General features: G+C 49.2%; 20 protein-coding genes and 1 pseudogene. 13 read left to right on the plus strand and 8 right to left on the minus strand.

Translation table 11 applies throughout. The annotated features are described in order from the left end of the window. Positions 1-47: 47 nt before the first annotated feature. Positions 48-2270, minus strand: a complete 2223-nt coding sequence (locus OOJ59_RS00655) for an EAL domain-containing protein (RefSeq protein ID WP_159121062.1) — start codon at positions 2268-2270, stop codon at positions 48-50. Positions 2271-3222: 952 nt separating this feature from the next. Between OOJ59_RS00655 and OOJ59_RS00660 the strand changes: the two genes are divergently transcribed. Further along, positions 3223-3798 carry a DJ-1/PfpI family protein gene (locus OOJ59_RS00660; RefSeq protein ID WP_085047685.1) on the plus strand — a complete coding sequence of 192 codons (576 nt, stop codon included), beginning with the start codon at positions 3223-3225 and terminating at the stop codon, positions 3796-3798. A gap of 43 nt (positions 3799-3841) precedes the next feature. Here OOJ59_RS00660 and OOJ59_RS00665 read toward each other — a convergent pair whose 3' ends face one another. Both OOJ59_RS00665 and OOJ59_RS00670 read right to left on the minus strand, forming a co-directional pair. Then, positions 3842-4588, minus strand: coding sequence for an SAM-dependent methyltransferase (locus OOJ59_RS00665; RefSeq protein WP_069323894.1), 747 nt, complete (start codon positions 4586-4588; stop codon positions 3842-3844). A 10-nt stretch (positions 4589-4598) separates the two neighbouring features. Continuing rightward, positions 4599-4856 (minus strand): YjhX family toxin, encoded by a 258-nt coding sequence (locus OOJ59_RS00670; protein WP_042310296.1) that lies wholly within the window; start codon positions 4854-4856, stop codon positions 4599-4601. Between the two features lie 1402 nt (positions 4857-6258). Here OOJ59_RS00670 and pepT point away from each other — a divergent pair. The 8 genes and pseudogenes from pepT to foxA all read left to right on the plus strand — a co-directional run bounded on the left by pepT (position 6259) and on the right by foxA (position 15352). Continuing rightward, positions 6259-7515, plus strand: coding sequence for a peptidase T (pepT, locus tag OOJ59_RS00675; protein WP_038637948.1), 1257 nt, complete (start codon positions 6259-6261; stop codon positions 7513-7515). After that, the gene (dcuC, locus tag OOJ59_RS00680) at positions 7512-8873 is read left to right on the plus strand and encodes a C4-dicarboxylate transporter DcuC (RefSeq protein WP_038637951.1); all 1362 of its coding nucleotides are present in this window, start codon (positions 7512-7514) and stop codon (positions 8871-8873) included. The genes pepT and dcuC overlap by 4 nt, the downstream gene beginning before the upstream one ends. 299 nt (positions 8874-9172) lie before the next feature. Continuing rightward, entirely contained in the window at positions 9173-9802 is a 630-nt protein-coding gene (locus tag OOJ59_RS00685; protein ID WP_160955611.1) for a DUF2913 family protein, read from the plus strand. A gap of 15 nt (positions 9803-9817) precedes the next feature. Beyond that, a complete protein-coding gene (locus OOJ59_RS00690; protein WP_226809213.1) occupies positions 9818-10066 on the plus strand; it encodes a hypothetical protein in 249 nt (82 codons plus the stop codon). 327 nt (positions 10067-10393) lie between these two features. After that, positions 10394-11158: pseudogene (locus OOJ59_RS28145) on the plus strand (HAMP domain-containing protein); the annotation flags it as partial. A 57-nt stretch (positions 11159-11215) separates the two neighbouring features. After that, the gene (locus tag OOJ59_RS28150) at positions 11216-11965 is read left to right on the plus strand and encodes a methyl-accepting chemotaxis protein (RefSeq protein WP_422680475.1); all 750 of its coding nucleotides are present in this window, start codon (positions 11216-11218) and stop codon (positions 11963-11965) included. A 173-nt stretch (positions 11966-12138) separates the two neighbouring features. After that, positions 12139-13122, plus strand: a complete 984-nt coding sequence (locus tag OOJ59_RS00700; protein WP_160955609.1) for a helix-turn-helix transcriptional regulator — start codon at positions 12139-12141, stop codon at positions 13120-13122. Positions 13123-13243: 121 nt separating this feature from the next. Next, a complete protein-coding gene (gene foxA / locus OOJ59_RS00705) occupies positions 13244-15352 on the plus strand; it encodes a ferrioxamine B receptor FoxA (RefSeq protein ID WP_193156920.1) in 2109 nt (702 codons plus the stop codon). Positions 15353-15452: 100 nt separating this feature from the next. Here foxA and OOJ59_RS00710 read toward each other — a convergent pair whose 3' ends face one another. The 4 genes from OOJ59_RS00710 to OOJ59_RS00725 all read right to left on the minus strand — a co-directional run bounded on the left by OOJ59_RS00710 (position 15453) and on the right by OOJ59_RS00725 (position 19550). Then, a complete protein-coding gene (locus OOJ59_RS00710) occupies positions 15453-15962 on the minus strand; it encodes a hypothetical protein (RefSeq protein ID WP_160955607.1) in 510 nt (169 codons plus the stop codon). Positions 15963-16133: 171 nt separating this feature from the next. After that, positions 16134-17228 carry a 4Fe-4S binding protein gene (locus OOJ59_RS00715; protein WP_150344716.1) on the minus strand — a complete coding sequence of 365 codons (1095 nt, stop codon included), beginning with the start codon at positions 17226-17228 and terminating at the stop codon, positions 16134-16136. Positions 17229-17448: 220 nt separating this feature from the next. Then, positions 17449-18837, minus strand: a complete 1389-nt coding sequence (locus tag OOJ59_RS00720; RefSeq protein WP_160955606.1) for a diguanylate cyclase — start codon at positions 18835-18837, stop codon at positions 17449-17451. An 80-nt stretch (positions 18838-18917) separates the two neighbouring features. After that, complete coding sequence (locus OOJ59_RS00725) at positions 18918-19550, minus strand: LysE family transporter (RefSeq protein WP_038637976.1); 633 nt, start codon at positions 19548-19550, stop codon at positions 18918-18920. 338 nt (positions 19551-19888) lie between these two features. Between OOJ59_RS00725 and yahO the strand changes: the two genes are divergently transcribed. After that, positions 19889-20164 carry a DUF1471 family periplasmic protein YahO gene (gene yahO, locus OOJ59_RS00730; protein WP_006685820.1) on the plus strand — a complete coding sequence of 92 codons (276 nt, stop codon included), beginning with the start codon at positions 19889-19891 and terminating at the stop codon, positions 20162-20164. Between the two features lie 32 nt (positions 20165-20196). On the opposite strand, the gene prpR is transcribed toward yahO, so the two are convergent. Further along, complete coding sequence (gene prpR, locus OOJ59_RS00735; RefSeq protein WP_160955605.1) at positions 20197-21807, minus strand: propionate catabolism operon regulatory protein PrpR; 1611 nt, start codon at positions 21805-21807, stop codon at positions 20197-20199. A 251-nt stretch (positions 21808-22058) separates the two neighbouring features. Between prpR and prpB the strand changes: the two genes are divergently transcribed. From prpB to OOJ59_RS00750, 3 genes are all read left to right on the plus strand, one after another. After that, the gene (prpB, locus tag OOJ59_RS00740) at positions 22059-22940 is read left to right on the plus strand and encodes a methylisocitrate lyase (protein WP_038637980.1); all 882 of its coding nucleotides are present in this window, start codon (positions 22059-22061) and stop codon (positions 22938-22940) included. Positions 22941-23020: 80 nt separating this feature from the next. Further along, on the plus strand, positions 23021-24190 hold the full coding sequence (prpC, locus tag OOJ59_RS00745) for a bifunctional 2-methylcitrate synthase/citrate synthase (RefSeq protein WP_038637983.1): 1170 nt from the start codon (positions 23021-23023) through the stop codon (positions 24188-24190). A gap of 37 nt (positions 24191-24227) precedes the next feature. Further along, positions 24228-25679, plus strand: a complete 1452-nt coding sequence (locus OOJ59_RS00750) for a bifunctional 2-methylcitrate dehydratase/aconitate hydratase (protein ID WP_121528651.1) — start codon at positions 24228-24230, stop codon at positions 25677-25679. Positions 25680-25712 lie beyond the last annotated feature (33 nt).

Below are 25712 nucleotides of genomic sequence, written 5' to 3' on the forward strand. Positions count from 1 at the left end.
GGTAAGTGAATCAATGTTGTAAGATAATTATTATTATAATAACTGAATTACAATTGAGCTAACTCTATAGGAACGGGTTTTCCTATATGGTATCCCTGTAACCAACCAATACCCATCGTGATTAGCATCTTTTCAATTTCCTCATTTTCAACAAACTCCGCGACGACTTCCATTTTTTTCAGTTTCGCCACTTCGCAGAATGATCTGACCGCGCATCGACTAAACTCATCGGTCAGAATATTACGGATGAATGAGCCATCAATCTTCAGAATGTCAGCGTCTAACGTTCGTAAACGAGAATAACTGGATGCTCCGGTTCCAAAATCATCAATAGCAATTTTCGAACCGGCTTTACGTAATGCTCTCAGAACATCAGTGACATTGGCGTTATCAATGATATCTGATTCAATGACTTCAAAAATGATACGTTCCGGTGCGATGGCGTATTTTCTAAACAAGGTGAAAACATTATCAAGAAAATCAATTTTATTAAGCGAATCTGGGGTCAGGTTAATAGAAAAATGGCTGTTGGGTTCAGATTTCTGTCGTGACTGTATAAAACGAAATGTCTGTTCAATCACGGTGATATCCAGCGCAGGGAGTAGTCCTGCCTCGCGTGCAACCGGTAGGATGGTATCTGGAAAGATTAATTTACCATCAACCATTTTTATCCGAATAAGTATCTCGTGATAACGTGTCAGTCCAGTGGTTGACACGATCGGTTGAACAACCAACATTGTTGATACGATAGGTTGGGCCATAAGTTCAAACGATTGTCTGTCGATAGCTTTTTGCAACATATGACGAATCACAGCCTGACTGACAATTCTATCACCCGGCATTTGTGGGTTGAGTAATAACGGTTGCCCCTGCATCAACGAGATGTAACTTTGGGTATTAAGCTGCTTAATAGCTAGCGATAAATTTTTAATCAGGTTTTTCTCGGTGGTATACGCCATACCGCAAGATAACCCCAATTGGTAGTCTTTCCAGATAAAACGGAAAGAGTTTAGTTTTTTATACAGTTCAGAAATGTCAGGTATGGCATTAAGGCGAAGAATTATCCCGTGACCTGGGGCATAATAGATATTATCGTCACCGCTTATTAATTTACGCACATAGGTGCTTAACCCTTTTACAAACTCAAAACGGAACTCGATACCATGCGTTTGCTCTAGCGTGTTCAGTTCAGTACAACGGATGTAACACAGACACTCAGTTGAGTATTTACGAATATCCATTTGCAGGGCCTGAAAGTTAGGCAGTCCAGTATTAGGCTCTGATCTAAAAAGTTGTTTGAGGCGTCGGAGGTATTTTCGGTTACGAATGGCAAGTACACCGGCAACGACAATCGTCAGCGAAAAGACAAACACGACCGTAGAAGAAATCACCAGACTATGTAAATAGTTTTTATCGTCAGCGGGTGGGATATAACTATTTATGTTATATCCTAGCAAGATGAGCATCGCTACCCAAACAGGGGATATGAAAGCATGACCAATACAGATCACTCCCCATAGCATGAGCGGAAGAAGCCACAGTAATGAGTAGTCAGTAAATATGAGTATATCCTGTCTGCTGACAATCAAAGCAGACATAATGCAGACTAACAGGACCAGCCATAATACTTGACATAAAATAGGTGGGCCGGATTTTATCAATGTCTTCACATGCCTGATGTGTAAAATACACCATACTGGATTTTGAACGCTTCTGAGCAACAGGTAACAAAAAGGGATCCCTGTCAGGCAAGAGTTCATCAACCACTGCAAGTTAATTAATGTTTGCAGTGTAAAAAGATGAGTCATTGGTTCAGAAATAACTCGCGACTGGAACCAGTGCTCAATCGAGATAAAGAGTAAGGAATTGCAGCACACCAGCCAAACAATACGTAGGGTTGTAAGCTGGCTGCGGCCAAAGCTTACGGCACTTCGTTTACCTGTCGAGAACACATAGAATGTCTGGCTAATGAGTGCGGCCAGTACCTGAGCTGATAACGTTAGCAGCGAATCTAATGAGTAAGAGTAGAGCGCATACAAGAAAAAGGCACCTAAAATGGGGAATGCCTTTTGCCTGTATAAAACCAGTAATGCGGAAATGAGAGGTAAAGTGAGATCGTAAAAATGCAGGGTTGCACCCGCAATATCTTCCTGCTTACTGAGATGACCAGCGACAAACTGTAAAGCAAAAAATGCGATGCCTACACAAAAATAGTCTTTAAATGTATTAACGAAATTTATATTTTCCGTTTTTTTTAACGATATCATCATGCGCAATTCTCAGTGAGTTATCACCGCTCTCAATGTAAGCAAGCTACTTAAAACCTGTTAGCCCGGGTGCTGAAAGTGTGTATTTTTGGATGTTCTTGCTAATCGAAATCTATTTGAATAGATGTTACGTAAATTTTTAAGCGTAATCCTTGATAATTTTCTGGTGCGACACAACGCAAGAGAGAAGAATTTTTCTGACTGCGCTGGTAATAAAAATGCCGTCAATAGCATTTATTTCATACAGAATATACGATCGATAAAAACGATCAATATAAATATTTTGATAGATTTAAACGATAGGTTTGGCAGATCGTAAATACGATAAAAGATCGATGAAAGCTATTGAAGTGTTATTAATTAATGTTATTTATTTCATTATTGTTAATTTTGTTGCTTTGTTTTTTAAGTTACTCTGTGGTCATACCTTTCTAAGGAAATCTTTTTTTGTGGCCAGGAACGCGAGTATCCCCACTCTCCTGCAAAAATGCCATCGCGAATGATTAACAGGGCAACTGCTGCATCGCGCAGTGAATTCCAACGCCGCCAGCCGATTGACCGACCGGCCCGCACAGGCACGTGGCGAGTAGCATACCCAATCCTTGCTTGACGAACGAACATCTTGTCATCATGGGAATAATCTTTGCGTATTTTCACCTGACTGCAGGCGAATAAAATAATAATAGATAATAACGCGAGTGCGCATAATTTTATTAAATAATAAAATTATGGATGGTGCTGGCTGATATTAAAACTTCTCAGCTATATATAATTTATATTTATTAACTCTATTTTACCATGCAGGTTTACGTTGAGGCCGCCATCTGGCGGGCCTTGGCGCAGATTGTGATCTGACCGAATGTTCTGCTGTATTTATCAATGTCGCCTATCGCGTGGACTATAGTAAAGATGGCCGCTATTTCTCATCATTAATAACCGTGAGTGGGGGACGTGAATGAAGAAAATACTGATGTTAGTTGGCGATTATGTCGAAGATTATGAAACGATGGTTCCTTTCCAGGCGTTGCAAATGCTGGGCCATCGTGTTGATGCAGTCTGTCCGGATAAGCGTCAGGGGGATTACGTTCAAACGGCGATTCATGATTTTGAGGGGGCGCAAACCTACAGCGAAAAACCGGGACACCGTTTTACGTTGAATGCGAATTTTGCCGAAGCACGGGCCGTTGATTACGACGCGTTGGTGATCCCCGGCGGGCGCGCTCCGGAATATCTCCGTCTGAACCCGGAGGTCATTCAACTGGTGCAGGATTTCAACTCAGCGGGTAAACCTATCGCCGCCGTCTGCCATGGCCCTCAGCTATTGGCGGCAGCAGGGATATTAGAAAACCGTACCTGTAGCGCCTATCCGGCCTGCGCGCCTGAAGTGCGTTTGAGCGGCGGACATTATGCGGATATCGGCATTGATCAAGCCTACGTCGACGGTAATCTGGTGACTGCGCCAGCCTGGCCCGCGCATCCGCAGTGGCTGGCTAAATTTGTTGAAGTATTAATGCAGCCAGCGGCAAAGTGATGAGCAAGTCGGTATAACCTCCCGGCTATACCGACCACACATCTTACCTCTTCATGAGTGCGAACACGCCCCAGCCAATGTATTCCCGGGTGAAGGTGACGTGGCGTCCCGGTGAACTTCTCAGTTGCTCCCTGACTTCAGTTGCAAACTCATCGTCCTGATTAGCTTCCAGCCAGCGGCGCATCGTCAACCATTTTGCCGCCTCGTACCTGTCCCAACCTTCCTGGTCAGCCAGAACCATTTCAACCACGTCATAGCCGAGCGGGTCAAAAGAAGCAATGAGTTCCGCCAGGGAAAGAAAATCGGCGACAGCGGTCGCGCCGCAGGACTGGGCGATTTCCTCTGTTGCGGGTATCTGGCGCCAGTACGGCTCACCGATAAGTATGATTCCGCCAGGCTTAAGACTCTGCTCCAGTTGTCTGACCGTTCCGGCGACGCCGCCTGCAATCCAGGTTGCGCCCACGCAGGCGGCAATATCGCATTTTTCTTCAGCGATATAGCCCGTTGCATCGGCGTGGACAAAACTCACCTGCTGACTGACGCCCAGTTCTGCTGCGCGCAGCGTTGCCTGCTTGCTAAACAACTGGCTCATATCGATACCGATGCCAAAAATGCCATGATCGCGCGCCCAGGTGCACAACATCTCGCCCGAGCCGCTGCCGAGATCCAGAATGCGGGTTCCCGGTTCCATGCGCAGCACCTGGCCTAACGTGGCGTATTTCTGCGCGGTGAACGGATTATGGATGCGATGAGCGCTTTCGCTGATAGTAAAAATTTTTGGGATATCCATCTCTCTCTCCTTAGCGATTATCCAGTTGGGCGCGAACGTTGTTCAGCCCGGTAGTATTGATGCGATAGGGCTGACCATTGACAGATTTGATCAGCTTTTTGGTTCTGAGTTTTTTGAACACGGCGAGGGTGCAGTCGCAGAGCAGTAGTCCTTCGCGGCTGTAGCATTCGACGGAGGTGACGCGGCCTGAGGCGTCGCGGACGTGAACGATACGACCACCTTTGGCGAGAACGTGTAAGGTACGTTGTTCCTGACGGGATAAATTCATACTGGAAAACCTGTTTAATCATCATGTGCAAAACGTGCAAACACACTGCGGTGTCCGCATTCGATTTCGGCGCATTGATAACCAGTCCGTCCTGAAAAGGTCGGCAAGCTGATTATCTGATGATTACATTCTCCAGCATCAAAGCCTCGGGTTGAGTTGAAAGGTATTTACCTGATGAATCATACCAGCCAGAATCTCCAGAGAAAACTCCTTGTACATAAAATGTGATCTATAACGAGTTATAGCGTTTAGTGACTTTATTAACTGCAAATTTTCGTTATGTCAGGTGTCTATTAAAATATTAAATTAATTTGATATTCTGTCTGCGCATAAGGTGTTATCTGTGGTAACGCGGCACTGTGAGCGCATTTGGGGCCACGCAATTGATTAGGATGGATTAATCTTTTTGTCACTTTATTTGCTGTTTTGATAAGGCGTTTTTTATTATTTTAATGTTTTTCGACCGAATTTGTGATTAAGTGATTTTAGGAATTTTCTTAATGCGATGAATTGTGTATACTCGGTTCCGCAAGAAGCTCTTCCGTTATCACTAAAACTATAAATCTGTCCTTAACACCCGTATTACCTCTGCCCTGAATCTCTTCTCAGGGCAGAGGTTTTTTTTGCCGGTGCAGGATTTTATTAATCACCAATATATACCAATATTATGGTGGGTAATGTTTAAAATTAATGGTTAGGGAAGTATTATCCATCGATAATAAGGTAATGTCGAATAGTATCATAATGAATCTATTTACCAGGGGACTATATAGCGTTTCTTATAATTCACGGTTTTTCAGTATGATAGAAATTTTTGCTATTGATATAATTGTGAGTTTGCTCACGGATTTTAGTGCGCTAAGTGGCTATTTCTAGAGAAGTGCAAACGGTTGCATGTTGCTGACACCGTATTCGTTCATTAAAAAAATATAGCAATGCTATCTCTTGGGCCGGTATAGAGAAGTGGAGTTTAAATGATTTCTATTATCTCTTGGGCTTACGAGTGCCGTTTATGATTTCTGTTAGCTAAACACCATGGGGAAATAGCAGTGAACATAGACAGGGAGTATGGTTTTACCCATCAGTAAGGCGTTTTTGTCACTGACGTAATGACTCATCTCATTATATTCATATATATACCCGTCATACTTCGAGCTGCATGTGCGTTGGCTTTCCTCGCTCGCCCAGTCACGTACTTATGTACGCTCCTGGGAATTCGCTGCGTCGCCGCCTTCCTGCAACTCGAATTATTTAGGGTATAAATCAACGTCGTAATGTTCATAAAATCAGCGTTCCGGGATGAATGCTGATTTTATCTGGTTCCCTGTTTAATATCACTCGCGCTGTACGCGAGCCTCCTCTCACAGTATTTCGTCAATAAAATATTAAAGGACCTCCTGGAATGGATATTGTTGAACGTTTTATCAACTACACCAAAATTAATACCACGACTTCAAGAGAAAATGGCGCAAATGGGATAATGCCTTCTTCTGCTGGTCAAATGGTACTGGCAAAACTGCTTGCAGCAGAACTTGAAGCATTAGGAATGGAAAACATTGAGGTCAGGGATACCGCCATCGTAACGGCGACACTGCCCGGGAACACCGATGACACGGTTCCTGTCGTTTCATTCTTTGGACATCTGGATACCAGCGCGGAACAGACTGCGGACACAAATGCGCAACGTCTTCACTATAGCGGTGGGGATTTGTGCCTGAACAAAGAACTGAATATTTTTCTGCGCGAAAGCGAGTTCCCGGAACTGAAAAATTATATCGGTGATGATCTATTGGTCACTGACGGAACCAGCCTGTTAGGGGCTGATGATAAAGCAGCCATCGCCGCAATTATGAACGCATTACAGTATCTGGTGGCACATCCGGAAATCAAACATGGACCGGTGAAGGTGGGTTTTGTGCCTGATGAAGAGCAAGGATTGCGTGGCGCAAAAGCTTTTGATGTTGCCAGCTTCGGCGCTGATTTTGGTTACACCCTGGATTGTTGCGGTATCGGCGAGTTTGTTTATGAGAACTGGAATGCGGGCGATGCGGAAATCATCTTTACCGGCCAGTCTGCGCACCCCATGTCAGCCAAAGGTAAGCTGAAGAACTCGCTGCTGATGGCGCATAAGTTTATTGCGATGCTGCCTGGCGGAGAAGCGCCTGAATATACGGAAGGGCGCGAAGGTTATTACTGGGTTAAGCAGTTGCAGGGTAACAGCGCCCGCACGGTGCTTAAGCTGGATATCCGCGACTTCACTGAAGAAGGCTATAAGGCGCGTATGGCATTTATCCGTCAGCTTGCCGTCAGTACCTGCGCACTATGGGGCGAAAATAGCGTGGTCTGTCATTTAGCCGATCGCTATGCGAACGTGTTCAATAGTTTGCAGGGTGATGCTCACTACCCGATTGATATTGCATTACGCGCCTATCAGAAATGTGGGATTACCCCGGCACCTGTCGCCATGCGCGGCGGATATGATGGTGCGGTTTTATCGCAGAAAGGATTGCCTTGCCCGAATATTTTTACCGGCGCCCATAATTTTCACTCTATTTATGAATATCTGCCGGTGCGTTCACTGCGGGCCGCCAGCGATGTCGTGGTTGCGGTCATTGAGGAAACCTTTGCTGAGTTCACGCAGCGGAGAGCTCAGTCATGATTCAGGTGTTAATTGCCCTGCTGGTTATCGTGGTGGTCGCTCGTCTGATTCTGAAAGGTTATCGTGCGGAACCCGTGCTATTTATTGCGGGTTTGGTGCTGATGATTTGCACCGCTCTCACCGGGTGGGGTTCCGTACTACCGAAAGGCGTTGCTGGCACGGGGATTTCCTTTCTCGATCCGTTCGAGGTTATGCGCGATCTCTTCAGCACGCGAGCCGCCGATCTTGGCCTGATGATCATGGCGCTGATGGGATTTGCGCACTACATGGATCATATCGGCGCCAATGAGGCGGTGGTGCGTGTCGTCACAAAACCCCTGCGTGCGCTGCGTTCGCCCTATATTCTGCTTTTTTTCTCGTACCTGCTCGCCAGTCTCCTGCAGTTAGCTATTCCTTCAGCTACTGGACTCGCCGTACTGCTGATGGGAACAATGTTCCCCATTATGCTGGGATTAGGGCTTTCCGCTGCCTCTGCTGCCGGGGTAATTGCCACCTCGCTGGGCGTGGCGTATACCCCAACGGCAATCGATGCTATCAGGGGATCGAAAGCAGTCAATATGGATGTGGTGGAATACGTGGTCTACCACCAGGGACCGGCTGCTCTGGCTACCGTTTTGGTCGTGGGAGTCTGCCATTTTTTCTGGCAGCGCTATTGCGACCGTAAAGCGGGGACCTTACCACGGGAAATCGGGAGCGCTGAAGTGACTGACTCAGGAACTGCGCCCGCATTTTATGCGCTGCTTCCCATGCTTCCAATACTGATGGCAGTGGGATCCTCTGAAATGTTCGTCAGTGGTATTAACCTGAATATCATTACCATTGTGCTTATTTCAATGGCTATTTGTATGTTGATTGAATGGCTGCGGGTGCGAGATTTAAAGGCGGTGTGCGAAGGATTTAGCCATTTTCTGAAAGGAATGGGGACTGCCTTTACCGGTGTGGTAGGTCTGCTGGTTGCGGCGGGGGTTTTTGCTCATGGTATTAAAGTCATTGGTGCGATTGATCAATTAATCCTGATGGCCGAACACGTGGGATTGCCGCCATTTGCCATGGCGGTGGTGTTTGCGCTGGTGACGCTTGCGGCGGCTATCATTATGGGATCGGGTAATGCGCCATTTCTTGCGTTCGTTGAGCTTATCCCGCAAATCGCTGCCAGTATGGGGGCGAACGCCGTGGCCATGATTCTGCCGATGCAGCAGGCATCGCATATGGGACGGGCCATTTCACCGGTATCTGGCGTCGTGATCGCCGTTTCCAGCGGGGCAAAAATAACTCCATTCGATGTGGTTAAACGCACCGCCGTACCGTTAATTGTCGGCTTTGTTACGCATACGCTAATCATCGGTATTTTCTACTAACAATTGCATGCCCAGACAAACCTCCGGTTTATTGAATCTGGAGGTTTTCTGGTTTGATACATTGTTGTATTGATTACGCGGGATAATTATTAGTTTTCATCTTTATCGAGCGATTCTTATTATTTGTGGTCAATCTTGTTAACTATAAATGATTAATAAAAATAATGTGTTTCATGGCTCTTTTTTTACATTGAGATAAATTAATCTGGATCATATTATGCAGGTTTTAGTTGTAGTAGGTTTTTAAATTGAGTAGTAACAAATTAAATACAATAATGATTTTTCTGGGTAGGTTTTAAGTGGTAAAAAATTTAGGAAAAGTGAGTAAATCGAGGCATCATTATCAGGATGAGCTGGAAGCGTTCACCTGGAGCGCGTTAGTGGCAATTGGTATCGCATTACAGGATCACAAGATCCACTCTAAAATGTCAGAGCATATTTTTATTATGCATTGGTTGGCCATCGCAAAAAAAAGAAAACTCTTTTCACGAAGTGTGGCCAATGAGCTTCAATGGTTAATTGATGAAGGTAAGAAAAAAAGCATCAATGCACAACTAAAATTTAAAATAGAATACTTGTACGCCACCTCAAGTGGTGATGTGACAATGCAAAATGATTATTTTAAATTCACCCACACGATTGAAATGTTGAGAAATAATGGATGGCAGAACTTTCTACTCACACCAGAGAAGTGGCGTGACCTGCATGATAAGATTAAAGTGAGAAAGGGTAACTTTATTTTTATGGACGATACCAGACTCCAGGAGTGCTTTGGTGCTCAGGGCGAGATAGTCAAACCTTTCTGTATCCGGGTGTATGGCGATGTTGAGTACGCAAAATTAACCTTCATCAAACACCACCTGCCGGTAGAGTTTGTGAAAGATATTTCAAATGAATTTCATCACTTCCAGTTTCTTACTGATAAGTAATGATTAGAACAAGTTATGAACAGAGAATTGTTAAAGCAAAAGTTAGAGATCGCGACCGAATGGATTAGGCTGTCTGAAACCGCTGACAATTTATCTATATCTTTTCGGGGCATTCTCGAGATTGGCGAAAGTTCTTCTGCGCCAGATAACAGCACGCCGCTACTCCGGTTAGAAAATGAAATGGCGACAATTGCAGTTGATTCAATGTCATGGGTAAGGGTGCCGGCAGATCGTCAGGAAAAAGTGACCGTCTATATTCTCTGACGTTTGGCTGGTGCTTTGTTCGCTTGATGTAGGTCAGATACGGCTATCTGGCCCATACTCAGTGGCGCATTGTATTTAATATAACTACTTTCTCATCCATAAATAATATTAATGTTGGTTTTTTTATAGTGTAATTGCTCCCGGTAATAAAACGGCGATTTGCCGCCATGTGTACCACGGTGTACGTAATTTATTATGCTAAGTTGAGCGGGGATACTTTCTCATAATTAACCATTTTATAGGTTAAGATATTACGTGGCGTGTCGATAACAATTTAGTCATAGATGATTGGCTAATTGTTATGGAGATGTTCAAATGTTAAAGAATATGAGGATTAAAACCAGTCTGTTATTATTGCTTTTGGTATTTACCTTTATGCAGTTCCTTTCTAATGGGTTTGAGTTGGTCGATCTCAAAGGAAATCAAAAAAGTACCCTTCTACTGCATAATATAGTAAAGGAACAGGATTCGCTGCATAACGTCGTAGGGGCTGTTTATAAGGTAAGAAGCGTTCTTGATAATATCCAACTGCAAGATATGGCTGCTACCCAACAGACATTGCGACAGGTGCAGGATGAGATAGCTTATGCCAGAAAGCAGTTCGCTATTTTTTGGGATATACCAGGACTGACGGCGGATGATCCCCAGATTGGTAAAATCGTCAGAACTGCTTTTGAGCAACAAATGAATGCTGAGCAAAAGTATGTTGATAAATTAAATGAGGCTATTTCTGACGGTAGTATTGTTGGTACACAAACAAATGCCAACACTGAGGTGCTGGCTTTGCGAAAAAATTTTGATAAGGAGATTGAGAGCTACTACAAATCAACCATGTTGGTCGGTAAAAATATCGTTGAGCAGACACATGTTCAGTTTAATGCCTCAATACTTAAAATATCCTTGCTGCTGGCCGTTACGGTTCTTATCTTTATTCTCTGCAATATCTGGATAAACCGAACAATCATTCGGCCATTAAATATCGTGTCTGAGCATTTTTCACGGATTGGTAAAGGCGATCTGAGTCATCCCGTTAAGGTGCCGGGTAACAATGAAATTGGCTTACTGTGTTTAAATTTACAACATATGCAAAACGGCCTGCGGGAGACCGTCAGTACGATTCGCGATGGCGTTGAGTCTATTAATATCGGCATGCAGGAAATTGCTTCGGGTAATTCAGACTTATCAACCCGAACGGAGCAACAGGCTGCGGCCGTGGTTGAAACGGCGGCCAGTATGGAACAGATTTCCGTAACAACCAAAAATAACACCGATAAATCACATCAGGCGTCTGCCATGACGAGTGAAAGCACGGAAATGGCATTGCGTGGCGAGCGCTTAATGAGCGACATGGTTGAGAAAATTCACCTGATCAGCCGCAACGCGCAAAGCGTGAATGAAATATCTCATGTCATTGATAGTATTGCTTTCCAGACCAATATTCTCGCCTTAAACGCCGCGGTAGAAGCGGCACGCGCTGGCGAATCCGGGCGTGGATTTGCCGTTGTGGCGAGTGAAGTCAGAACCCTTGCCCAACGTAGCGCCTCCTCAGCGAAAGAAATTAGCGAACTGGTGGCCAAGGCGGCAATCAGCGTCAAGGAAGGGGTGGAGATAGCTGAAAGCAGTGGGGCCATGATGGCGGACATTGCTAAGGCAATACGCAATATCAATATACTCATGGAAGATATATCCGGCGCATCGGGGGAACAGAGTAGCGGCATCGAGCAGATCCGCGTTGCTGTCACGCAAATGGAGCAAGTCACTCAGCAAAATGCGTCTCTGGTTGAGGAAATCGCCGCCACGACAGGCAGTGTGGAAGAGCAGTCGGCAATGCTATCCCAGGCCGTGGCTGTGTTTCAGGTTGATGAAAAGCCGCAGCAGGATACCCAAGACAAGCAGTAGAACATGCCATCTCATCAGCTGTAAATTCAGTCTGATGAGATGGCTGGTCGTCGGGAGACAGTGCTTTAATCATATTGATAATAATTCTCATTATTATTGTTGTGTCGCGCAGGGAATGGTAATGTTGCTCCTGACTAAAAACTGTTAATCCCATTTTCTGTGCAGAAGACAGCATGAACAACACCACCACTCTGAATGCGTCCAGACGCGTAGCGCGTACTTTTTCCGTCAGCGAGTTTATGGATTTTGGTGAGCGTTATGGGATCGACTATTGCTTTCCCCTGCTGGCGCAAAAGCCGGATTTGCCGTCCGCTAGCCCTGTGCTGCAAGGTGAAATTGAGGAGATGACGCTCCCCTGCGGGATGTGCGTGACGCACTCTGATGTACAGGTGTTGCAACCCTATGAAACCACCTCCCGCCACAGCAGTCCCTTGTATATGCTGGTGGTACTGGAAGGCTGCGTGATCCTCTCGTTTAACGGCCAGGAACACGTGGTGCGTTCCGGCATGGCGTTTAGCTCACGCCTGAGCGAGCACCAGACGATGCGCGCCCGCCATCATGCCGACTGCAAACTGCGAACCTTATCGCTCGGTCTGTATCCCGACGGCGCGTGGCGCACGGGGCTACTCGAATCGTTGATGTGTGAGTGGGAAAGATGCCAGACGCCGACGCTTATCTGGCAGGTGCCGGGATTTTTACTCAGCGGCCTGGAGTATGCGCAGCAGAGCGCACTGAGCAATGTTTCTCGCCAGTTGATGCTGGAAGGGCTGATACTGCAACTGTTCGGCCATGGCCTCAGCGTGTGCCAGGTAGAGAGCGGCAAACGCCTCGCCGCCAGCGGGGAACAGCAGCGGCTGGAAGTCGTTCGTCGCCTGTTGGAACAGAATCCCGAGAATGATCACACGCTCAATGAACTGGCGCAACGCGCGGCAATGAGTCCCAGTAGTCTGCGTAGCAAGTTTCGCGCAGCCTATGGCTGTTCGGTCTTTGATTACCTGCGCGATTGCCGCCTGGAACGCGCGCGCGGTTATTTACTGGAAGGATACAGCGTACAGCAGGCAGCCTGGATGTCGGGATATCAGCACGCCACCAACTTCTCTACTGCCTTTCGTCGTCGTTACGGTTTTTCGCCAGGCGATATGCTCAAGCTTTGCTAATCCATTTTTGCGTTTTGCGCACGTTGCTGGCAGACAATTTGGCACTGCGCATAGGTAATCTGGCATCCGGCATAGCTATCTCCGTCAGCAAAAAGGTAATAATTCTCACTTACAATTAGAAATGCCTTTGGAGATACTCATGTTCGCGAAGACTCGGTTGGCGCTGTTGGTAGGATGGGTGACCGGCAGCGTGGCTTTTCCTCTGCTGGCGCAGGAAACAACAAAAAACGATACGGTCGTTGTCACCTCGCAAATGCAGAGCGGGGCCACGAAGCTTGCCACGCCGGATATTGAAACCCCGCAATCGGTATCCATCATTACCCGCGAACAGTTTGAAGAGCAGGGCGCAACCAGCGTGCGTCAGGCCGTTAGCTATACGCCGGGGGTATACAGCAATCAGATTGGCGCCTCCAACCGCTTTGACTACATTGTGCTGCGCGGCTTCTCCGATGGCAGCCTGGACAACGTCTATCTCGATGGTCTAAAGATGATGGGCGACACCAACTCACACAGCTCGCTGGTGGTCGATCCGTGGTTCCTTGAAGATATCGAAGTGGTGCGCGGCCCGGCTTCCGTGCTGTATGGCCGTTCCTCTCCGGGCGGTATTGTGGCGCTGACGTCGCGTAAACCGTCGTTTGACGCGGGTGGGGAAGTGAAGCTGTTTGCCGGCAACAATAACCAGCGTGGCGCGGCGTTTGACGTCACCGGAGCGCTGGATGATAACGATCGTGTGGCGGCGCGCCTGAGCGGGATGACGCGTTACGCGGACTCACAGTTTGGCCCATTGAAAGAAGAGCGTTACGCGCTGATGCCCAGTCTGACCTGGCGGATCACCGACCAGACGCGTCTGGATCTGATGGCCTATCTGCATCGCGACCCGGAAGGCGGTAGCCACTCCGGTCTGCCTTATGACGGCACCGTGGTTCCGCATTACGGGCAAAAGATCTCTAACACCTTTTACGAAGGTGAGGATGATTACGACAAATACGATCGCCGTGAAAACATGGTAGGCTACAATATTGAGCACATGTTTGATAGCGGCTGGTCGGTGCGGCAAAAGCTGCGCTATCTGCATACCGACGTTGAACTGAACCAGGTGTATGCGGCGGGCTGGTTGAACGAAACCGAGCTTAATCGCGGCTATTCCGGCTCTGATGAAAAAATGTCGGCGATTACGCTGGATAACCAGCTCGACGGCAGCTTTGATACCTGGCAGGTCAACCATCGTCTGCTGGTGGGCATTGATTATCAGGATCGCAGCAACAATACCACCGGCTACTACGGCGCATTCCCGCCGATCGACGCTTTTAACCCGGTTTATGGCGCGAAGCCGGATTATATCGACATGTATGCGCGTGAGAAGCACAAGCTGCGCCAGACGGGCTACTATTTGCAGGATCAGATGTCATGGGATCGCTGGCGTATTACGCTCGGTGGTCGCTACGATCAGGTCAGCGTTTCTAACATTGATAAGATCAACGATACCCGCAGCGATCTGGATAAAAACAACTTTAGTACCCGCGCCGCGTTGCTCTATTTGTTCGATAACGGCTTTGCGCCTTACGTGAGTTATTCCACCGCCTTTACGCCAACCAGCTTTGCCGATGAGAACGGCAATCTGCTGGAGCCGATGAAAGGCAAGCAGTGGGAAGCGGGGCTGAAATATGAGCCGGAAGGGCTTAACAGTCAGTTCAGCGCGTCGGTGTTCCGCATTAATCAAACCAATATCGCCACCAAAGAAGAGCCGACCGATCCGTACCGCTCGATTGGGGAAATTGAATCTGAAGGGGTGGAGCTGGAGGCGATTAGTCAACTGACGGACAGCTTCCGACTGCAGGCGGCATATACCTACACCGACATCCGCTACAAGAAAAGCAGTCCGGAGGAGCAGGGCAAGCGTGCCGTGTATGCACCACGGAACCAGGCCATCACCTGGCTGAGCTACGATGTGAAAAGCGGCCCGCTGGATGGTCTGACGCTTGGCTCGGGCGTGCGTTATGTCAACGGAATCACCAGTGATCGTCTGAATACGCACACCCTGCCATCCTATACGTTGGTGGATATGGCGATTGGCTACGATTTAACGAATATCGGTATTAAGGGACTGAGTGCTCAGTTGAACGTCAACAACCTGACCGATAAACGCTACGTTGCGGCCTGTAATTCGCTCTCATACTGCTACTTCGGCGCTGAGCGCAGCATTGTCGGCAGCGTATCCTGGAAATTCTGATGCTTTAGCCGGATGGCGGCGCTGGCACCTTATCCGGCCTACTGTAGTGTGTAAATTGTAGGCCTGATAAGCGCAGCGCATCAGGCCTAGTGGATTGCGGCTATTGCGTAAAACCGTTTTGCATACAAATCTGCGCGCTGGTTCTCAGAGTGAAGGCGATTTTGTCTGGGTACTGGCTGTAATAGTTATGCTCTTCTTCCAGCCCTTTTGCCTGCGCCAGACGTACCGTTTCCAGTGAGCAGGTACGGTAGACCAGATCTTTATTCATATTGATCTGCTTCTCGCGCTGTTTGTCCGCAGACAGCGCCAGCCAGCTCTCTGACAGCGAGTAATCGTAGACTACCCGATTCCCTTTCGCCTGCACGTTCTCGATGGTAATGAATTCGTCGATTTTCAGTCTCGGCTGCCCACGCATTTTTTTCTTATCTTCTGCGGCGGCATATTGGGCCAGGGTATTAATATCCATACTGGCTATCTTCTGTTTATAAGTCTCGACATAGGCGGCGGGTTGCTGATAATGCTGAACGTAAGCATTTCTTAATTCCCCGTCGCTCATCGTACAACCCGCCAGAAACAGAGGTAATAGCAGTGCCAGTTTTATTTTAGTCATAATGCTGTCCCGTTTATTATTGGATGCAGTCGCCCATAACATAATAGAAAATGAATGATCACAGGTGATAGTTAAGGTTGTATAAACCGGGGCGCGAAGGCACAAGTTCAATAGTCTTAAAATAGCGGAACAGGCGGGAAACCCTGCCAGAATTGGCAGGGTTATTAAAAATTAATGGCCGATCATTTTAGCCTTCGGGATCAGCTGGAAATACATGTGCTCGGGCACCGGCGTATCCCAGACCTTGGCGTAAACCGCATAGCCAATGGTGGCAAAAAGGATACCCAGCACCAGGATAGTCATGACAACGCCTGACAATGCCGTTTGCCGCCATAACGATTTGCCGTTTCCTTGTTCCCCCGCAGGGGTGTGCAGTGAAAAGCTCAGCGTAGAGGCCACCGGGCAAGATTCAACGCAGGTCATACAACCGGTACATTCCACGGTACGCACCTGAATCAGTCGATCGACCGGGATAGTAGACGGGCAGTTTTTCGCACATTTCCCGCAGTCAATGCAACTGTCTGCATTACGCCGGATTTTAAACGGCGAGAGCAGTGAAAACAGGCCAAGCAGTGCGCCATAAGGGCACAGATAACGGCACCAGGCATTGCGAATAAACACGCTCAGGACGCTGATAATTATCAGGAAAATAAGCGTGGCGGAGCCGATATGACGAAAGAAATCGAGCATCTTCACGTCAATGATCATGCCATAGGCCGACATCAGAAAGTACTGGATTCCCTGGGCGGGCATCGACAGAGCGATATACAGAAAGAATCCCAACAGCAGATACTTCAGACTGAGCAGTGGGATATCCAGCCAGCGCGGCAGCGTGAAGTTGCGACCCAATACTTTTTTTCCCAGAGTACCAAGCAGTTCGGAAAGCGTGCCAACCGGACATAGCCACGAACAGAAGGCTTTTTTTAACAACAAGCTAATCAGGATAAACGCAACTAACAGCAGCATGGAGGCGGCATGGATGGGCGGGAGAAAACCGGTCTCCAGCGTGTAGCGGATATTCATCAAACCCGCGATCGGCAGCCACCCCTCAATACCGCCGGGTCTTGGAATATAGACGCTGGTACCGGCAGTTTCAAAATAGCGGACCCAATAATAAAACGTCACGCCAATATAGATATTGCTGGCCAGCAGGAGAAACTGGGTGGCTTTTCGCCAGGTGCTGGCGTTACGCCAGTCATTCCACGGCAATTTGCCTCCGGTCGTGCCTGGGCGGCGCTGCCAGCGCGTGCTCTTTTTCCCGTTCATGGTTTTACACTATCCCTCATATTTCCCCTCCCGCATTCAGAAGGCGTCATCACCGGGATATGCTAGCGCTATTCAGATTTGGTGTATTTGATTTGCATCTTATTAGGCGGCTGTTATTTTTATAGCGCCAATAGGCCTGAATAAAAATAACAGCCCGATACTTATCGCAGGTCAGATAAATACCCTTAACGGGGTATTTATTTCTCCGTGGGAAAATAGGTTATTCCTGAAATATCTCTACGCGGTCGCGGCCATTACTTTTCGCCAGGTACAGCGCCCGATCGGCTTTATCAACCAACTGCTTGTAGTCAGGATGGTAGTCATATTCGGCGATGCCAATACTGACGGTGACAGAAAACACTTCTGTCGCTGAGGCCGCCATGCGCATCTCGGCAATTTTCATACGCAGCGTTTCGAGGATAATACTGGCCTGAGACTGATCTGACTCGACAAGCAGTATCATAAATTCTTCACCACCGTAGCGGAACACGTAATCGCTGCTGCGAATATGATCATAAATAACCGCCGCGACGTTTTTGAGCGTCATATCACCGGTGTTATGCCCGTAGTTGTCGTTAATTTGCTTAAAGTAGTCGATATCCAGCATCGCCAGGGTAAAGGGCTTCCGGGTATGTAACGCCAGCGAGATCTCACGGCGCATAATGGTCGGGATAAAGCGTCGGTTAAGCAATTGAGTCAATGAGTCTTTACCATTTTCCTGCTTCACCAGCGCGTCGAACATTGAGGCGAGCAGGAAATGGATTTTTGCCGAGAGCTGGCGTACATCCTGCAACAAGCTCATCCGTTCAGGCTCTGTCGCCTGATGCTGATGCGACAGCGTGGTTGTCAGGCGGTTGTCGATTTCCGCAATCAGCGACTCCATTTCTTTCAGCAGATTGCTGTTGCCCAGAATGTATTTTCCCTTATGCGCGAACCACATACCAAAATCAGAATTCGCCAAAAGGACCAGCTCCCCGAAAGGCATTCCGGTGGCGATGTTATAGATAAACTGATTTTCCCAGTCGGTAAATGAACGTATTTGCCGCTCGCGTTCGACGTTAACGTCATCGTAAATGGTCTGCAGGCGATACTGTTCCTGGGTATGTAGTGAGTTTTGATAGCTGGGGGAATAGGAGACGGTCATGGCCTCCAGGGCGGTATCCATTACCAGACTGCTGAAACAGATGGCATCGCTCAGCAGGGCGGGCGAGTATTCCGCTTTCTTTTTCAGGACCCGATACAATTCATCTTTCAGCTTGCGCGCGCCGCGATTAACCAGATCGATAGGCAGCCCGATGCGGGCATGCACTACGCCAATTTTGCGCTGTTTTGCCAGCAGTTGTGAGAGATCTTCGTTCGCGCTACCAAGTACGCTGCGTAGCCAGTCAAACATACTGCCGCTAAGGCGGGTGCTGACCTGTTCTGTATTGAGGAACAATGCGCTCTCCGCATGGGAGAGCATATAGTCATAAAAAACGCTCACTAAATGGCGGATCTCTTCGTCGCTTAATGATGTCAGGATCGTGTGAACTTCAGGGGATGTTTGACGTAACAACGCCTGCCATTCTGTAAGGAGTAATGTGTCGTTTACCGGAGCAACCTGTTCCATCTCACTGCCACTCAAAATGCGATTTAAAAATTCAGGCGGTATTACGGACAATTACGTCACAATGGTCAAGTTAAACTCGCTTAACGATGGCTGATACCTTCATAAATAAGCCTGAGCGCGAAGACGCCGATAATGGCGCCTATCACCCGGCTGGCAACCCGCTGGATTCGACCATACGCACGGCGTACGGCGGGCAAAGAAAACGCCTGGCTGAGAAAAATACGCCAGATAACGGAAGACAACACAATACCTGCCCAGGCCATGAGCCTCGCCCACGTAGGCGTTTCTGCGCTGAGGGTGACGGAGAAGATACTAATAAAAAACAGAACGGTTTGCGGATTAGATAAATCCGTTAATAACCCGCGGCGGAAAAATACATACCAGGGGGCGGAAATCGGCTGCTGTAACGTTGGCATTTGCGGTGTAGCCTGATGACGAACACTATTCCAGGCAAACCATAGCAAGTAGGCGCCGCCGACAATTTTAATCAGTGAAAATATCTCTTCGCATTGGGTAATCAGCGTCGCCATGCCAAAGAGCCCGAGGCCGGAGTAGAACGCATCGCCTAAGGCCACGCCCAGACCGGTCATCACCCCTGCGCGTCGTCCTGACGCCAGGCTGGTTTGCACCACCACGAACAGGTTCGCGCCGGGATTAAAAAAGGTTAAAACAAACAGACTGATGGTAAGTACGACGGCGTGTAAAGGTTCCATAGACAACGATTCCATTAGTAAGAGCGGGCCTGGGGCATGCTTAGACTGCTAACACTATAATTTTAGCGCGCTCGTCATTCTGCGTATTTACTCACACTGTATTGTGAAATGCGCCTAAATTTGCCAATAGCGTCTACGCCTGGTTTCTGTAACCCAACTGCGCCGGATAATGCCGCGGCGTGGGATCTTCTGTTATACGCGATACGCAAAATATCTTTATATTTCCGCCAGCTCTGGATCTTTTTTGCGGCCTGAACTACTTATTAATCATCCTTGACTCGCATGGCGAATGTTCAGGGGGCGATGATGGCATATATAACAAAACCTGGAGCTTTTATATGAAAACTGGAATTAAAGTACTTATTGGTGCGTTAGCTTTTGTTGTGTCCAACGCGTATGCCGCGGAATTTATGACGAAGGTTGAGTTTGAAAAGGTTGAGTCGCAATATACCAAAATCGGTGATATTTCAACAAGTAATGAAGTATCAGCCGCTGATGCGAAAGAAGACCTTCTGAAGAAAGCCGAAGAGAAAGGCGCAGATGTGGTGGTATTAACCTCCGGCCAAACGGACAATAAAATCCACGGTACAGCCAATATTTACAAGAAAAAATAATGCGCGGTACTGAAAGATAACATACCTGCCAGTCATTGCACTGGCGGGTTTTCTTTTAGCCTGCGCCAGAACGTAGTTCTGCTGATACCGAGATATCTCGCCGCCGCGGTTTTATCGCCATTGAATTGCGCCAGCACCTGCTGCGGCGTCAGTGATGAAGTGACCTGCGGTGGGGCAGCAACCGCGGCCAGTTCAGGTAACAACTGCTGTAGAAATTGTTCGTTCAGCTCCGGCTGTGGTTCGACGCTTAAAAACAGCGCCAGACGCTCCATCATATTGCGCAACTCGCGGATATTTCCGGGCCAGCCATAATTGAGCAGCGTAGGCTGGCTCAGGGCTAATCCCTTACGCACGGGTTCAGAAAACGGTACATCCAGTTCTGCCAGCGACTGTTTTAAAAAGCCTTCCGCCAGCGGCAGAATATCGGGCAGTCGCTCGCGTAGCGGCGGCAGTTTAAGGCGCAGAATGCTCAGGCGATAAAACAGATCCGTACGAAATTCTCCCTGTTTCATCTCTTGTTCCAGGTCGCAGTGCGTGGCGCTGATCACCCGCACATCGACCGGAATCGGCTGATGTCCACCGACCCGGGTGACCTCTTTTTCTTCCAGTACGCGCAATAACCGGGTTTGTAACGGTAGCGGCATTTCGCCTATCTCATCAAGAAACAGCGTCCCGCCGTGGGCAATTTCAAACAGGCCCGCGCGTCCTCCCCGGCGGGAGCCGGTAAACGCGCCATCCTCATAGCCGAACAGCTCCGCTTCCAGCAATGATTCGGTGATGGCGCCGCAGTTGACGGCAACAAACGGCGGCGAAGGTTTTCCGCGCCGATTCTCCTGACGCGTAAAATACTCACGATGAATAGCCTGCGCCGCCAGCTCTTTACCTGTGCCGGTTTCACCCTGAATCAGCACCGGCGCACGCGAACGGGCGTAGAGCATAATGGTGTGCCGCACCTGTTCCATTTGCGCAGAGTGACCGCGCATATCTCCCAGCGCATAGCGGGTGCGCAGCATATCGCCAGAGGCGTATTGCCCGTTTCTGCGTAGCGTCAGACGGGTCATATCCAGCGCGTCGACAAAAGCCTGACGCACGGTGGCCGCCGAATAGATAAAAATGCCGGTCATGCCCGCTTCTTCCGCCAAATCGGTAATCAACCCCGCGCCGACCACCGCCTGGGTACCGTTGGCCTTCAGCTCATTGATTTGTCCACGGGCATCTTCTTCGGTGATATAGCTGCGCTGTTCAAGCTGCAAATTGAAGGTCTTTTGAAAGGCGATTAGCGCGGGGATGGTTTCCTGATAGGTAATGACGCCAATCGACGAGGTCAGTTTTCCCGCTTTTGCCAGCGCCTGGAGTACGTCAAACCCGCTGGGTTTAATCAGGATCACTGGAATCGATAAACGGCTTTTCAGATACGCGCCGTTGGAGCCTGCCGCAATGATGGCATCGCAACGCTCGGTGGCCAGCTTCTTACGGATATAGGCCACCGCTTTTTCGAAACCCAGCTGAATAGGGGTAATGGTCGCCAGGTGGTCGAACTCCAGACTGATGTCGCGAAACAGTTCGAACAGGCGCGTGACCGAAACCGTCCAGATAACCGGTTTGTCATCGTTCACTCGCGGCGGAAGATGCGTATCAGCCATAAGCAACCCAAAAAGTAAGGAACCGAGTATAAGGGTTTAGTTGTGTTTCATAAATGTTGCAATGAAACATTCAAGTCGGTTTCATGAAACGATAGCTGACACGCTTTTGTGCAATAAAAACACAGGCTCTAAATGTAATTATCTGTTTTAAAAAGTAAAAATTGAATTTGCACAAAAGTTACGGTCTTTGGCATATCCCTTGCTTTAGGTAAATCAACGAATGGTAACAAGTTGATAACAAGAGGACGGATATGTCTCTACACTCTCCAGGGCTGGCGTTTCGCGCCGCGCTCAGCAAAGAAAACCCATTACAAATCGTCGGCACCATCAACGCCAATCACGCTCTGCTGGCTCAGCGTGCCGGGTATCAGGCGATTTATCTCTCTGGCGGCGGCGTTGCGGCGGGGTCGTTGGGTCTGCCGGATCTCGGTATTTCTACCCTTGATGATGTACTGACCGATATTCGTCGTATCACTGATGTTTGCCCGCTGCCATTGCTGGTGGATGCGGATATTGGTTTTGGATCGTCGGCGTTCAACGTGGCGCGTACCGTGAAGTCGATGATTAAAGCCGGTGCCGCCGCGCTGCATATTGAAGATCAGATCGGCGCCAAGCGTTGCGGGCATCGTCCGAACAAGGCGATCGTCTCTAAAGAAGAGATGGTCGACAGGATCCGCGCCGCCGTGGATGCCCGCACCGATCCCAACTTTGTGATTATGGCGCGCACCGATGCATTGGCGGTGGAAGGGTTAGAGGCGGCTATCGATCGTGCCCAGGCGTATGTCGAAGCGGGGGCCGACATGCTGTTCCCGGAAGCCATTACCGAGTTGGCGATGTACCGCCAGTTTGCCGATGCGGTGCAGGTTCCGATCCTCGCTAACATTACCGAATTTGGTGCCACGCCGCTGTTTACTACCGATGAACTGCGTAGCGCGAACGTCGCCATGGCCCTGTATCCGCTGTCTGCCTTCCGCGCCATGAACCGTGCGGCTGAACGGGTCTACAACGTGCTGCGCCAGGAAGGCACGCAAAAGAGCGTGATCGACATTATGCAGACGCGCAACGAACTGTACGAAAGCATCAACTACTACCAGTTCGAAGAGAAACTCGACGCGCTGTACACAAAAAAGTAACCGTCGTAGGCCGGATAAGGCGAAGCCGCCATCCGGCAATAAATTTGTACCCTACATATTATAAAAATGACGAGGACAACATGAGCGACACAACAATCCTGCAAAACAACACGCATGTCATTAAACCAAAAAAATCGGTTGCGCTGTCAGGCGTCGCCGCCGGAAATACCGCGTTATGCACCGTGGGTAAAAGCGGTAATGACCTGCATTATCGCGGCTACGATATTCTCGACCTGGCGCAGCAGTGCGAATTTGAAGAAGTCGCGCACCTGCTGATCCACGGGAAATTACCCACCCGCGATGAGCTCACCGCCTACAAAAGCAAGTTAAAGGCGCTGCGCGGTTTACCCGCTAACGTGCGTACCGTGCTGGAAGCGCTACCTGCCGCGTCTCACCCGATGGATGTGATGCGCACCGGCGTCTCCGCGCTGGGCTGTACGCTACCGGAAAAAGAGGGTCATACCGTTTCCGGCGCGCGCGATATTGCCGACAAGCTGCTGGCGTCCCTCAGTTCGATCCTTTTGTACTGGTATCACTACAGCCATAACGGCGAGCGCATTCAGCCGGAAACGGACGATGATTCCATTGGCGGGCACTTCCTGCATCTGCTGCATGGCGAAAAACCGTCGCAAAGCTGGGAAAAGGCGATGCACATTTCACTGGTGCTGTATGCCGAGCACGAATTCAACGCGTCCACCTTCACCAGTCGTGTGATTGCGGGAACCGGCTCCGATATGTATTCCGCGATTATCGGCGCGATTGGCGCGCTGCGTGGGCCGAAACACGGCGGGGCGAATGAAGTTTCGCTGGAGATCCAGCAGCGTTATGAAACGCCGGATGAAGCCGAAGCGGATATCCGCAAACGCGTGGAAAATAAAGAAGTGGTGATTGGGTTTGGTCACCCGGTTTACACCATTGCCGACCCGCGCCATCAGGTGATTAAACGCGTGGCGAAGCAGCTTTCTCAGGAAGGCGGTTCGCTGAAAATGTACAACATCGCCGACCGTCTGGAAGAGGTGATGTGGGAAACCAAAAAGATGTTCCCTAACCTCGACTGGTTCTCGGCGGTCTCCTACAACATGATGGGCGTCCCGACCGAAATGTTCACTCCGCTGTTTGTTATCGCCCGCGTGACCGGCTGGGCGGCGCACATCATCGAACAGCGCCAGGACAACAAAATTATCCGACCCTCCGCCAACTACACCGGCCCGGAAGATCGCGTATTTGTACCGATCGAAAAGCGTTGCTAATTGAAACCTCTAAATATAAAAACAGGAGTTGTACCCTATGTCCGCACATATTTCGAACGTTCGCCCAGACTTTGACCGTGAAATCGTTGATATCGTTGATTACGTTATGAATTACGAGATCACCTCAAAGGTGGCGTACGACACCGCGCATTATTGCCTGCTCGACACCCTTGGCTGTGGCCTGGAAGCGCTGGAATATCCGGCCTGTAAAAAACTGTTAGGACCGGTGGTGCCGGGGACCGTAGTGCCGAACGGCGTTCGCGTACCGGGCACCCAGTTCCAGCTTGATCCGGTGCAGGCGGCGTTTAACATCGGCGCGATGATCCGCTGGCTGGACTTCAACGACACGTGGCTGGCCGCGGAATGGGGCCATCCTTCCGATAACCTCGGCGGTATTCTGGCGACAGCTGACTGGCTGTCACGCAACGCGGTGGCGGCGGGGAAAGCGCCGTTGACCATGAAAAAAGTGCTGACCGGGATGATCAAAGCCCATGAAATTCAGGGCTGTATCGCGCTGGAAAACTCCTTTAACCGCGTTGGATTGGATCACGTTCTGTTGGTAAAAGTCGCCTCCACGGCGGTGGTCGCGGAGATGCTTGGGCTGAGCCGGGAGGAAATCCTCAACGCCGTTTCGCTGGCGTGGGTCGACGGCCAGTCGCTGCGTACCTATCGTCATGCACCAAATACCGGCACGCGTAAATCCTGGGCGGCAGGCGATGCGACCTCCCGCGCAGTACGTCTGGCGTTGATGGCAAAAACGGGCGAGATGGGATATCCGTCTGCGCTGACGGCGAAAACCTGGGGCTTTTATGACGTCTCCTTCAAAGGGGAATCGTTCCGCTTCCAGCGTCCATACGGCTCTTACGTGATGGAAAACGTGCTGTTTAAAATCTCCTTTCCGGCTGAGTTCCACTCGCAGACCGCGGTAGAAGCGGCAATGACGCTGTATGAACAACTGCAGGCCGCGGGTAAAACGGCAGCGGATATCGAAAAAGTGACCATTCGCACCCACGAAGCCTGTATCCGCATCATCGATAAAAAAGGCCCACTGGATAACCCAGCGGATCGCGATCACTGCATCCAGTATATGGTCGCCATCCCGCTGCTGTTTGGGCGTTTAACCGCGGCAGATTACGAAGACGGCGTGGCGCAGGACAAACGCATTGATGCCCTGCGCGAGAAGATCACCTGCTTCGAAGATCCGGCCTTTACCGCCGATTATCACGACCCGGAAAAACGCGCCATTGCTAACGCCATCACTCTCGAGTTCACCGACGGTTCACGTTTTGAAGAAGTGGTGGTGGAGTACCCAATCGGTCATGCGCGCCGTCGCCACGACGGTATGCCGAAGCTGGTCGAGAAGTTCAAAATCAACCTGGCGCGTCAGTTCCCGACCCGTCAGCAGCAGCGCATTCTGGATGTCTCCCTGGACAGAGCCCGCCTGGAGCAGATGCCGGTCAATGAGTATATGGACCTTTATGTAATCTAAACCTGCGTGCGGCAAGGCGTAAGTTCAACAGGA

It is taken from the genome of Citrobacter sp. W9 (genome assembly GCF_026719375.1).
In the GTDB taxonomy this organism is placed as follows: Bacteria; Pseudomonadota; Gammaproteobacteria; order Enterobacterales; family Enterobacteriaceae; genus Citrobacter; species Citrobacter werkmanii.